This window comes from Jiangella gansuensis DSM 44835, assembly GCF_000515395.1.
Taxonomy (GTDB): Bacteria; Actinomycetota; Actinomycetes; order Jiangellales; family Jiangellaceae; genus Jiangella; species Jiangella gansuensis.
In genome coordinates this window covers 561,094-572,825 of the sequence record NZ_KI911782.1, presented here as the reverse complement: position 1 = coordinate 572,825, position 11,732 = coordinate 561,094, and the positions used below count along the sequence as shown (strand labels likewise).

Here is an 11,732-nt window from a genome sequence, read left to right as displayed (position 1 = left end):
GACCGAATGGGCCGTGCTCCTCGCCTACTCCGTCCTGATCCTCGCCCTGGGCTACCTCGGCCTGCGGATGACCAAGAACGACGAGGACTTCTACATCGCCGGCGGCGGACTCAGCTGGGCCGTCGGCGGGGCCAGCATCGCCGCCACGCAGATGAGCTCCGGTCTGTTCATCGGGACCATCGGCATCATGTACGCGGTCGGATGGTCCTTCGCCTGGGTGGTGTTCGTCTTCCCGATCGCGTACTGGCTCATGGTGGCCGTCATCGCACCGAGGTTCACCCGGCAGCGCCGGATCTCGCTGCCCGACTTCGTCGAGGCGCGCTACTACAGCCGCGGCGCCCGGGTGGTCGCGGCGCTGATCATCCTGGTCGCCTTCGTCGTCTACATCTCCGCCCAGGTCATCGCGGGCGGGCTGATCGCGAACGCGCTCTTCGGCGTACCCGTGAAGGCCGGCATGGTCGGCTTCACCGTGGTGGTGCTGGCGTACACCGCGATCGGCGGCATGTTCGCCGTCGTCTACACCGACTTCCTGCAGATGATGATCATGATCGTCGGCGCCGCCCTCGCCATCCCCATGGTCCTCGGCCAGACCGGCGGGCTGAACTCACTGCTCGGGCTGGTCGACAGTGCCAACCCGACCACGTTCACCTGGGAGGGCATGGCTCCGTCACTGTTGCTGACGTTGTCACTGGCATTCTTCCTCGGTGCCGTCGCCCGGCCCGAACAGCTGGTGCGTTCTATGCGATGAAGGACATGGCCACGATCCGCAAGGGCATCGGTTTCGTGATCGTCCTGGTCGGGTTGGCGCACACGCTGGTTTTCGTGCTGGCGCTTGGCAGCCGCGCACTGTTCCCGGCCCTCAGCACCGGCGACCAGGCCATGCCGGTGCTCGCCGTCCATGCCCTGCCGACATTGCTGGGGACGTTGCTGCTGGTCGCGGTGGCCTCGGCCATGATGTCGACCATCTCCTCGGTGCTGTTGGTTGCCGGCACCGCGCTCTCGCACGACATATACGGCGTGCTCCGGCCCAGCGGCTCACCACAGCGGCGCGTGTTCATCGGCCGGGTCGGCACCGTCATCGTCGGCGTCGTGCCGATGATCATGGTGCTCACCGGATTCGGGGAGGGCGAATTGGTCCAGTTCATCGTCGCGCTCTTCAGCGCGCTGATGGGCGCGGTCTTCCTGGTGCCGGTCGTGGCCGGTGTGCTGTGGAAGCGCGGCACCCGGGAGGGCGCCATCGCGGCCATGCTGGGCGGTCTGGCCGGCACGATCAGCTGGCGGTTGTGGGGCGACACCGGCACGATCGACCCCGTCGTCCCAGGCTTCGCCGCCTCGCTGGTCCTCATGGTTGTCGTCAGTCTGGCGACGGCACCCCCGCCGGCCGAAGCGACGGACCCCTTCTTCACCGACCTCGAACCCGACTCCGGCCTGGACCGGGCGGGCCCGCGCGCCGACACCCAGAGGCCAGCATGAAGGACGTCACCGTCGACGGCTCCCGGCTGCGCTCGACGCTGGAGGAGCTGGCCCGGTTCGGAGCCACCGCGAGCGGCGTGAGCCGAACCAGCTTCTCCGCCGCCGACGCCGAGGCCCGGGCATGGCTGCGGGCGGAGGTGGAGGCGTCCGGGCTCTCCCTGCGTACCGATGGCATCGGCAACCTGTTCGTGACGGTGGCCCCGGCCGGTGCCACCGACGCCCCAGCGGTCTGGACCGGCTCACACATCGACAGCGTCCCCGACGGCGGCCGGTTCGACGGCGCCCTGGGCAGCATGGCCGCGCTGGAGGTCGTCCGCCGCCTGACCGAAGCCGATGTGCCGCTTCGGCGCCCGGTCACCATGGTGGTGTTCGCGGACGAGGAGGGCTGCTACCACCATCTGCTGGGCTCGACGGCCCTGGTGCGCCCCTTCCCGCCGGACGAGCTGGCCGCCCTGCGCGGACGCGACGACGACCTGCTGGTCGACGCGCTCGGCGGACTCGGCTGGGATGTCGCGGCCGCCGGCCGGACCGCGGTGCCGGCCGGTTCGGTGCACGCGTTCGTCGAGCTGCACATCGAGCAGGGAGCGGTGCTGGAAACGTCCTCGGCGGACATCGGCGTGGTCACGTCCATCGTCGGCATGGGCGGTGGCCGGCTGGAGTTCACGGGGCGGGCCGACCACGCCGGCACCACGCCCATGGCGATGCGGCGCGATCCGCTGCGTGGCGCCGGGGAGTTCCTGGCCCAGCTGCCCGACATCACCGCGTCGATCAGCGAGACCGCGGTGGCGACCTGCGGGATCATCGGCGTCGAACCCGGCGGGGCGAACGTTGTCCCGGCTCTTGCCCGGCTTCAGCTGGACTTCCGCGATGTGCGCCGGGAGGCCATCGAGGACCTCGAGACAGCCCTGGTCGCCGCGGCGAGTGACGCCGCTGGCCGGCACGGGCTGGAGGTCACCCATACCCGCGACAGCATCACCGATCCGGCACCGCTCGACTCGGGGTTGCAGGACCTGATCGAGTCCGTCGCCGCCGGCCGCGGCCACTCCACCCGGCTCATGCCGTCGGGTGCCGGGCACGACGCGCAGAACATGAGCCGGCTCGCGCCGACCGGGATGATCTTCATCCCGAGCACCGGTGGGCGCAGCCACTCCCCGGCCGAGCACAGCTCCTGGGCCGACGTCGAGGCCGGCGCGAACGTCCTGCTCGGCACGGTGATCGCACTGGCGACGCGGTGACCTGGCGTCACGACCTCACCGCGTAGGCGGCCCCGGCACGACGACGGTGTCGCGCTCGCCGGACGGCCACTGGATCGTCACCTGGTCGCCCGACACGTCGAGGCGGATCGCGGCGGCCTGGTCGACGATATCGGGGCTGCCGGTGAGCACCACCGCGGCGGCGTGGATCTCGCCGGGGGTCACCGGACCGGTGGTGCCCACCCACGGCACCGCCGAGCGCAGGCCGAGCGGGTTGGTGCCCACGGCGGTCGACACTCCAGCGCCGTCGAGGCCGCGCAGCGCGACCACGGCGCTCGTGATGCCCCGATCCGTCGTCACGGCCGCCACCTCCACCGGCCGGTCCAGGGGTGTGTCCACTCGATCGGACGCCACGGCGTAGCCGCCGACGTGCAGCCGCCACGGTCCCGTCTTCGTCTGCAGATGGGCGTCGGGATCGTCGTCGTCCGCGGTCCCCGGCCGCCCGGACTCGGCATCCGCGGGGTCCATCCGCGCCAGCCGCACCTCCACGCCGTCGCGGACCACCGAGGCCGTGGTCAGCCACGGACCGATCCGCCAGGCGGTGGCCGCCGCCGAGTCGCCTCCGGCCGCCGCCAGGTCCCACCACCGGCTGCGGCCCCGTGAGCCCAGCGCGGCGTCGCCGCCCACGTGCACGCGGACGAAGGAGGTGCGGTGTGACGGGACGCCGTCGGTGTCGAGGAGGGCGACGGTGGAGTCCATCGGCTGCCGGGCATCCCGTTGTAACAGCTCCGGCGCCGCGTGGGTCGCGTAGCCGTGACGGGTGTAGAACGGCAGGTCCGCGCCTGGTGCGCCGTCGACGGCCCGATCGGTGCCGTGGTTGACCACCCGCACGATGCCGTCGGAGGTGGTACCGGCGACGATCCACCCCGGCGCCGGCAGGCTCACCAGCACGTCGTCTCGCTCCAGTGGCAGTGGCAGTTCCTCGTGTGTCCACACCGGGTGCTCCGGCGGCAAGAGCAGCCCGGCGAAACCCTTGCTGGCCCAGTACGGCGATCCGCCGCCGCTGTAGAGCTGCCGGATCCGGGGGAACGCTCCGTACCACCCGAGCGGCAGGAGGCCATCGGCGCCGATGGCGCCCCGGTCGACGAAGTGCCTGAGCACGCCGTTGGCCAGCCGGCGGGTGAGGCCGGGCGCGAGCGGCGACGCACCGGACAGCTCACCGGCCCAGAACGGCGCCAGCATCGCGAAACGGTACGTCAGCGACCGGCCCTGGAATACCGGTGCGCCGTCGGCCGCCACCAGGTGCTGCGCGTCGAGGAGGAACCGGCGCAGCCGCTCGCGGTAGGTCTCGGCCAGCTCGCCGGCGCCCGGCCCGCCCATCCGGACGTACCACGCCGGATAGAAGTGCATCGCCCACCCGGCGTAGTAGTCGAAGTTGCTGGTACCGCCGTCGGTGTACCAGCCGTCCCCGAGGTACCACCGCTCGTGCGCGGCCAGGTTGCGCTCGATGTCGCCGTGGTCCCAGGGGCCGCCCACCGACGCCAGGAACGTCTCGACGACGTTCTGGAACCACACCCAGTTGTTGTCGTGCATGGTGGCGCCGACCATGCCGGCGAGCCAGTCGACCGCCTGTTGGCGGGCGCGGTCGCTCAGCCGGTCCCAGATCCAGGGCCTGGTCTCGTGCAGGGCGATGGCGACGGACGCGGCCTCGACGGCGGCCTGCTTCCGCTCGGCGATGGTGGGCCAGCGCTCCGGCGACGACGGGTCCACGCCCGATGCGATGCCTCGCGCGTACCAGCCGGCCAGGTCGTCCGGATCCGCACCGCCCGCACCGGCCAACCGGAATCCGGCCAGCACGAAGGTCCGGGCGAACCCCTCGAACGCGTCGCTCCACCGTCCTGACCTGCTGGCCGGCCCCGGCAGGTGGATCAAGCCGTGCCCCGGCGTCGCGTACCGGCGCGGCGCGGCCAGCAGCCGGTCGGCGACGTCCTCCCAGTGCTTCCTGGTCCAGCCGGTGTACGGCGCGGCGGGCACGTCGAGGTCAGGCGACACGATGCGGTCCTCCCGGGTCGGTGAACGTCACCGGCCACCCTGCCGTATGCGCCGCGCCGACGGCGATCAGCCCGACGTCGGGTCGCGTCGGCCGACCACGCGGTAGTGCAGGTGGGTGGCGTGCGGAGTCGGGATCGCTTCGATCAGCTCCAGGTCGACGTGGTCGCCGCCGACATGGTCGTAGAACCGGACGCCGTCACCGAAGAGCAGCGGCACGACGTGGACCACCAACTCGTCGACATATCCGGCCTGGATGAGCTGGCTTCCGACGCTGACCCCACTGATCGCGACGTTCTTGTCGCCGGCGGTGGCCTTGGCCTGTTTCACCGCACTGTCGATGCCGTCGGTGACGAACGTGTACACGCTCCCGTCGGCCGGGCGGGGCGTCTCGCGGTGCGTGACGACGTACAACGGCACCCGGTTCGCGCCGGTCGGGCCGTCCGGGCCCCACCAGCGCAGCGATGCGTCGTAGGTGGTCCGCCCGGTGATCATCGCCCCGAGGCTCTGCTGGCCTTGCTTCACCAAGGCGGCGCTGCGTTCGTCGGCGCCGGGGAAGGCCCAGCTGTGCAGGCGCTCACCGCCGGCGCCGAGGGGCTCGTCCGCGGTGATGCCGGCTGCGGTCACGAACCCGTCGAGGGACATGCTCATGTCGTAGACGACCTTTGTCATGTCTGCCTTCCTTTCCGTATCGCCAGGTCGATGGCGTGTACGCAAACTGTGTCCCATGGACACTGTTTTGGCAACCCCCTGCGCGCCCCGCGAATCGCTGGCCCGTCGGCGCCGGCCGACGTCACGGCCCCGGCGTCGTCCATCGCGGGTCAGTCGCCGACGGGCTCGTCAGCCGCACGCCGGTCCAGCACGTCGAGGAACGCCGACGCGGCCGGGCTCGGGTTGAAGTCGCTCCAGGCCAGGTACTCCACTCGTGTGGGCCCGCCGACGAGTGGGATCGCCACCAGGTCCGGGGCTGTGGGCGCGAACGCCGAGGGCAGCAGCGCGATCGCGAGGTCCTGCCGGACCAGGCCGAGCAGGAAGTCGGCCGCCATGGCCTCGAAGGCGACGTCGCGCGTCAGGCCGGCCGCGGCGAACGCCAGGTCACTCTGTGCCCGTCCCGGTGAACCGGCCGGGAAGTCGGCGAAGGTCTCCGCGGCGACGTCGTCGAGGCTGACGCCGGCCCGTCCGGCCAGGTGGTGGTCGCGGGCGACGACGGCCACGTGCTCGTCGCGGGCCAGTACCCGTGAGCGGACTCCGCGCGGCTGATCCCCCTCCGGCAGCCCCAGCAGCGCGACGTCGACCTGACCGGAGCGCACGTCCGCGCACAGGTCGTGGCTCCCGCCGACCCGCATCGCGATACGCACCTGCGGATGCTCGTAGTGGAAGTCGCGCAGCGCGGACGGAACGTCCACAGCCGTGACGGTGGGGATGACGCCGACGGTGAGCGTGCCGCGCACGTGGCCGAGGGCGGCGGCGGCGTCGGCGACGGCCCGGCCGGCCGACTCGAGACAGGCACGGGCCGCGGGGAGGAACGCCTCGCCGGCAGCCGTGAGCTCCACCCGCCTGCTGGTGCGGGCGAACAGGGTGAACCCGAGCTCCCGCTCCAGCGCGGCGACCTGGTGACTCAGCGCCGACTGGACCACGAAGCACTGCCGAGCGGCGCGGGTGAAGTTGCCGGTCTCGGCCACGGCCAGCACATAGCGCAACTGTTGAAGCTCCATCCATCTATCGTGAATCACGATAGCTGTATTGAAAAGCATGTGTTGGACTCATCGATCGTGGTGGATGAGGGTGGAGGGGTGACCATCACCCTGCTCGATGCCCCTCGCCCGGATACGGCGCGCCTGCCGCTCACCTTGATCACCGCACTGGCCCCGGCGGTCTGGGGCAGCACTTATGTCGTCACCACCGAGCTCCTGCCCGCAGGGCATCCGCTGTTCGCCGCGCTGATGCGGGCGCTGCCTGCCGGCCTGCTGGCGCTGGCGATCTCCCGCGTCCTCCCGCGCGGCGACTGGTGGTGGAAGGCCGCGGTCCTCGGCGTCCTCAACATCGCGGCGTTCTTCCCACTGCTGTTCCTGGCCGCCGAACGCTTGCCCGGCGGCGTCGCCGCGACGCTCGGCGCGACCCAGCCGATCATCGTCGCGTTCCTGGCCATGGGCGTGCTCTCGGAACGGCTCTCGACCTGGCGGCTGGCCTGGGGCGTCGCCGGTGTGGCCGGCGTCGGACTGGTCGTTCTCGACTCGCAAGCCGCGCTCGACACCGCGGGAGTGTTCGCCGGCCTGGCCGGTGCCGCCTCGATGGGCTTGGGCGTGACGCTCACCAAGCGGTGGGGGCGGCCACCCGAGGTCGGAGCCGTGGCATTCGCGGGCTGGCTGTTGACGGCCGGCGGCCTGGCCCTCCTCGTCCCGGTCGCGCTTGTCGAGGGCGTCCCCGCTCAGATCGATCCGCCGGCCGTCGCCGGTTACGCGTGGCTCGGCATCGTCGGCGGGCTCCTCGCCTACAGCCTGTGGTTCAACGGGCTCCGGACGCTTCCCGTCACCGCCACCGCCCTGCTCGGCCTGCTCTCTCCCCTGGTGGCGGCCGTCCTCGGCATGGTGCTGCTGGCGGAGACGTTCACCGCGGCTCAGGTCGCCGGGTTCGCGCTCGCCCTCGCCGCGCTCGTCGCCGGCCAACTCACCCCGCGTCGCGCGAAGGGACCGTCCCGTCCATGAGGATCTCCGTCATCGGCGCCACCGGCATGGTCGGCAGCCGGCTCGTCACCGAAGCCACCACCCGCGGCCACCACGTGATCGCCGCGGCAAGGACCCCGCGACCGTCCACGGCTGCCGGGATCGTCTCCGTCGCCGTCGACGCGAACGAGCCGCAGACGCTGACACCTCTCTTCGACGGCGTCGACGCCGTGTTCCTGGCCGTCCGTCCCGGCGCCGGCCGCGAGCACACCTTGGCGGCCCTGACCACGACCGTCCTCGACGCCGCCCGGACAGCCGGGGCACCCGTCGTCGTCATCGGCGGCGCCGGCCCACTGGCCTCACCCAACGCGCCGGGCCTCCGCGTCGTCGACGACCCCGCGTATGTGCCGGCACAGTGGCGCACCATCGCCGCCGCCAGCTTGGCCCAGCTGCGGGCCTGCCGCGACCACCCAGGCGTGGCCTGGACGTACCTCAGCCCACCGGCCCTGCTGGAACCCGGCGAGCGCACCGGCCGGTACCGGCGCGGCACCACCACCCTGCTCACCGACGCTGATGGCACGTCGCGCATCAGCGCCGAGGACCTCGCGGTCGCCGCCGTCGACGAACTCGAACGGCCCGGCACCGACCGGCACTTCACCGTGGCTCAGGCGCCGGCGTGACGGCCGGTCCTCTCCGGCGCCTCATGGGTCCGGAAAGGACCCGTCGCCGAACAGGATGCGGCCGGCCGCCGCCCGGCCGAACGGGGTGCGCAGCAGGGTGAACGCCGTCGCCGCCATGGTGGGCGTGCGCACCTGGGCCAGGCCCCGACGCAGCAACAACCGCCCGCGGAAGCGGGCCCGCAGCGCGGAGCCGTCGTACCGGGCCAGTGCATCCGGACGGCCGGTTCGCAGCGCCTCGTCGAGGGCGGCCGCGGCGAGCTCGGACAGCCGCAGGCACGGGTCGAGCCCGCCCGCGGTGAGTGGAGAGACCGCCCCCGCCGCGTCCCCGACGAGAAGTCCGTCGACGCAGCTGATGCGGCGCAGCATCCCGCCGACGGGGATCGGCCCGCCGCGCTTCTCCACCTCGTCCGGGCTCCCGGCGCCGGCCAGCCCGGGGGCGGACGCACGGAACCTCGACAGTGACCGCCGCATGCCGTCCGGGAAGCGGTCGGCGTAGCCGGCCACACCGACGTGCGCATGCTCTCCGTCGTTGACGACCCACGCCAGGTAGCCGGGCGCGAGCGACGGGTCGAGGACACAGTGGAAGGCGGGCGGATCCGCCCCGCCGCGAATCGGGAAGACCTCCTCCGCTCCGACCAGCAGGTGCCGGTTGCGGTCGAGGCCGAGGTCGCGGGCGACCCTTGAGCGGGCACCGTCGGCGCCGACGACGAACCGGGCACGGACGCTGATCGGACCGTCCGGGCCGGTGGCGACGAAGCAGCCCGCCCCCCGGCCGGTGAAAGCGGTGCCCAACATGATCCGGACTCCGGCGTCGGACGCGGTCCGGGCCGCGGCGACATAGAGCCCCGCCATGTCACCGACGCGGTATTCGTCCCGCTCGCTGACCAGGCTCACCGGGCGGCGCCGGCTGGGTGGGTAGAGGACGACCCGCCGGATCGGCGGACCGAGGCAGTCGGCGGGTAGCGCGAAGTCGTCCAGCGTGCGCCGCACGAAGATGCCGGTGGTCCGGATCGCGCCGGTGAGCCGGGGCCGCCGCTCGACCACGAGGACGTCGTGACCGTGCTCGGCGAGCCGGGTGGCCGTGTGCAGCCCGGCCAGCCCGGCCCCGACCACCAGCACGTCGGCCACCGTCGACGGCGTCACTCGTCGACCCATTCGAGGAGGTCGCCGGGCTGGCAGTCGAGAACCCGGCACATCGCCTCCAAGGTGCTGAAGCGGACGGCCTTCGCCCGGCCGTTCTTCAGCACCGCGACGTTCGCCGGCGTCAGCCCGACCCGCTCGGCGAACTCGCCGACGCTCATCTTGCGCTTGGCGAGCTCGACGTCGATGCGCACCACGATGGGCATCAGATCACCGCGTCCATGTCGCTGCGCAGCGTCGTGGCCTGCCGGAGCAGCGCCCGCATCACGACCATGAGCAGGACCAGCACGCCGCCGGCCAGCACCGTCCCGAACAGCAGGACCGGCAGCCCGGGCCCCGACACCACGGCCGTGACGTACACGAACACCCCGAACAGCAGCACCCAGGCGGTTCCCATGGACCACACGATGGTGTTCACCCACGCGAAGGCGGCCTCGCTGAAGATCCGGTCAGCCTTGACCATGGTGAGCAGCTTCCAGGTGCACACGATCACGACCTGGACGCACACCAGTTCCACGATCGAGAACACGAGCATCGGCCAGCGCAGGTATGCCAGGTCCGGCTCCTCCTCCGCCAGGTACGCCAGCGTTCCCGGCAGGATCGCCACCTGCGCCACGACCAGACCGGCAAACAGAACGGCGAGCAGGACCCGAAGCAGCCCCACCGCCCGACCCATCGTCGTCATGCATCGACCTTCGATGACTACCTATCGAATGTCAATAGATATGTGGTGACGGTCACCAAACCAGACACTGCACCCTGAACATCTGTTTGCGTGTATATATGTTTGGATGTATGTTCAGTGCATGGACGAGTTGCTGCAGCATCGGCTGAGCGTCATCGCGGAGCCCAACCGGTTCCGCATCGTCGAACTGCTGCGCTCCGGCCCGCACAGCGTCGGCGCCATCGTCGACGCGCTCGGGATGGCCCAGCCGCACGTGTCCCGGCACCTGCGACTGCTGGCCGATGCCGGCGTCGTCACCGCGACCCGGCAGGCCCAGCAACGCATCTACCAACTGCGACCCGAGCCCCTGCGCGACATCGGCGCGTGGTCGCAGAGCTTCGCCTTCCTGTGGGCCGAGCGGCTGGACCGCCTCGGCGACTTCCTCGACGACACCGACCCGAACGGAGACAGCTCGTGACCACCGACGGCATCGTCATCGACGAGCAGACCAAGATGCTGACGATCAGCCGACACTACCGCGCTGCGGCCGAGCGCGTGTGGACAGCGTGGACCGACCCCGACGCCATCGCCCGCTGGTGGGGACCGCACGGCTGGACCACCACCGTCGACCTGATGGACGTCCGCCCCGGGGGCCAGTGGCGGTTCTCCATGGTTCCCGACGACGGATCCGCCGATCCCGTCCACATCGTCGCCACCTACCGCGAGGTGGTGCCGCGCGAACGGCTCGGCTACCTCGACCAGTTTGCCGCAGCGGACTGGACCGTCACGGGCGACGGCGTCCCCACCGACGTCACGTTCACCGCCGACGGAACCGGCACCAGGGTCGCCATCACCGCCGTGTTCTCCGACCGTGACGCCCTCCAGCAGGCCATCGCGCTCGGCATGGCGGAGGGCTACCAGGAGGCGCTGGCCCGCCTCGACACCGACATCGACCAAACCCGCACCCGAAAGGCAACCACCATGAACACCCTGACCTCCAAGGACGGCACCACCATCGCGTACGAGACGGCCGGCTCCGGCCCCGCCGTCGTGGTCATCAGCACCGTCGCCGAGGACCACACCGGCGTCGTCGGCATCGCCACCGAGTTGGCGAAGGACTTCACCGTCGTCAACTTCGACCGACGCGGCCGCGGCGGCAGCGGCGACCCGCAGCCGTACGACCCGGCCCGCGAGATCGAGGACATCGAGGCGCTCATCGGCGCCGTCGGCGGCCGGGCCGCGCTGATCAGCGGCTCCGGCGGCTGCGTGCTCGCGCTCGACGCCGCCAGCGCGCTCGGCTCCAAGGTCACGGCGCTGCACCTCTTCGAGCCGCCGTTCATCGTCAGCGACACGCGCCCGCCGGCGCCCGCCGGCTACGTCGAGCACCAGGAGGCTCTCGTCGCGGCAGGCAAGCGCAGCGAGGCGGTCGAGTACTTCATGACCGAGGTGGTCGGGGTTCCGGCTGAGTGGGTCGCGGGCATGAAGCAGGACCCGTCGTGGGACGAGATGGCCGCACTCGCCCACACCTACGCCTACGACGGCCGCATCATGCAAGGCACGCAGGACGGCCGGCCGCTCCCCCGCGACCGCTGGTCCATCGACGCGCCGGTCATGGTGCTGGTCGGCGAGAACAGCGAGCCGTTCATTGTCGAAGGCGCCCACGCGCTTGCCGAGATCCTGCCGCAGGTCACCGTCGAGATCCTGCCCGGCCAGGACCACTCCGCGTTCTGGATGGCCCCCGACACCGTCGCCCAGTCCGTCCGCACCTTCCTGCCCCGCTGAGCGTCCGGAGCGGCGTGGGGGTTTGACGGGTCGGTGGCGGTGCGAAAGTCTCGCCGTACCGGCCAACCCGTCGGGCACCTTCGCGGGC

The 11,732-nt window shown here is 71.6% G+C and carries 11 protein-coding genes and 1 pseudogene; 6 read left to right on the top strand and 6 right to left on the bottom strand.

Annotated elements, in window-relative coordinates:
- Nucleotides 1-67: 67 nt before the first annotated feature.
- Nucleotides 68-1,473 (top strand): annotated as a pseudogene (locus JIAGA_RS36315) (sodium:solute symporter family protein).
- Nucleotides 1,470-2,708, top strand: coding sequence for a Zn-dependent hydrolase (locus JIAGA_RS0102945; RefSeq protein WP_026874513.1), 1,239 nt, complete (start codon nt 1,470-1,472; stop codon nt 2,706-2,708). Before JIAGA_RS36315 ends, JIAGA_RS0102945 begins: the two are co-directional and overlap by 4 nt.
- 15 nt (nt 2,709-2,723) lie before the next feature.
- Here the strand turns inward: JIAGA_RS0102945 and JIAGA_RS0102940 are convergent, their stop codons facing one another.
- The 3 genes from JIAGA_RS0102940 to JIAGA_RS0102930 form a co-directional block, all read right to left on the bottom strand.
- Nucleotides 2,724-4,718, bottom strand: coding sequence for a DUF2264 domain-containing protein (locus tag JIAGA_RS0102940; RefSeq protein WP_035812019.1), 1,995 nt, complete (start codon nt 4,716-4,718; stop codon nt 2,724-2,726).
- A gap of 66 nt (nt 4,719-4,784) precedes the next feature.
- A complete protein-coding gene (locus JIAGA_RS0102935; RefSeq protein WP_026874511.1) occupies nt 4,785-5,387 on the bottom strand; it encodes a dihydrofolate reductase family protein in 603 nt (200 codons plus the stop codon).
- A 149-nt stretch (nt 5,388-5,536) separates the two neighbouring features.
- Nucleotides 5,537-6,430 (bottom strand): LysR family transcriptional regulator, encoded by an 894-nt coding sequence (locus JIAGA_RS0102930; protein WP_026874510.1) that lies wholly within the window; start codon nt 6,428-6,430, stop codon nt 5,537-5,539.
- An 84-nt stretch (nt 6,431-6,514) separates the two neighbouring features.
- Here JIAGA_RS0102930 and JIAGA_RS34240 point away from each other — a divergent pair, with 84 nt between their 5' ends.
- Both JIAGA_RS34240 and JIAGA_RS0102920 read left to right on the top strand, forming a co-directional pair.
- The gene (locus JIAGA_RS34240; RefSeq protein ID WP_425402774.1) at nt 6,515-7,420 is read left to right on the top strand and encodes an EamA family transporter; all 906 of its coding nucleotides are present in this window, start codon (nt 6,515-6,517) and stop codon (nt 7,418-7,420) included.
- Nucleotides 7,417-8,058 (top strand): NAD(P)-dependent oxidoreductase, encoded by a 642-nt coding sequence (locus JIAGA_RS0102920; RefSeq protein ID WP_026874508.1) that lies wholly within the window; start codon nt 7,417-7,419, stop codon nt 8,056-8,058. The genes JIAGA_RS34240 and JIAGA_RS0102920 overlap by 4 nt, the downstream gene beginning before the upstream one ends.
- A gap of 21 nt (nt 8,059-8,079) precedes the next feature.
- Here JIAGA_RS0102920 and JIAGA_RS0102915 read toward each other — a convergent pair whose 3' ends face one another.
- From JIAGA_RS0102915 to JIAGA_RS0102905, 3 genes are read right to left on the bottom strand one after another with little or no spacing between them, the layout of a single operon-like run.
- The gene (locus JIAGA_RS0102915) at nt 8,080-9,213 is read right to left on the bottom strand and encodes an FAD-dependent oxidoreductase (protein ID WP_035812016.1); all 1,134 of its coding nucleotides are present in this window, start codon (nt 9,211-9,213) and stop codon (nt 8,080-8,082) included.
- Nucleotides 9,198-9,404, bottom strand: coding sequence for a helix-turn-helix domain-containing protein (locus JIAGA_RS0102910; RefSeq protein WP_026874506.1), 207 nt, complete (start codon nt 9,402-9,404; stop codon nt 9,198-9,200). Before JIAGA_RS0102910 ends, JIAGA_RS0102915 begins: the two co-directional genes overlap by 16 nt.
- A complete protein-coding gene (locus JIAGA_RS0102905; protein ID WP_026874505.1) occupies nt 9,404-9,883 on the bottom strand; it encodes a DUF2975 domain-containing protein in 480 nt (159 codons plus the stop codon). Before JIAGA_RS0102905 ends, JIAGA_RS0102910 begins: the two co-directional genes overlap by 1 nt.
- 121 nt (nt 9,884-10,004) lie before the next feature.
- Here JIAGA_RS0102905 and JIAGA_RS0102900 point away from each other — a divergent pair, with 121 nt between their 5' ends.
- Both JIAGA_RS0102900 and JIAGA_RS33610 read left to right on the top strand, forming a co-directional pair.
- Entirely contained in the window at nt 10,005-10,340 is a 336-nt protein-coding gene (locus JIAGA_RS0102900; protein ID WP_035812015.1) for an ArsR/SmtB family transcription factor, read from the top strand.
- Nucleotides 10,337-11,644, top strand: coding sequence for an alpha/beta fold hydrolase (locus JIAGA_RS33610; protein WP_084469422.1), 1,308 nt, complete (start codon nt 10,337-10,339; stop codon nt 11,642-11,644). The genes JIAGA_RS0102900 and JIAGA_RS33610 overlap by 4 nt, the downstream gene beginning before the upstream one ends.
- The last annotated feature ends 88 nt before the right edge of the window (nt 11,645-11,732 follow it).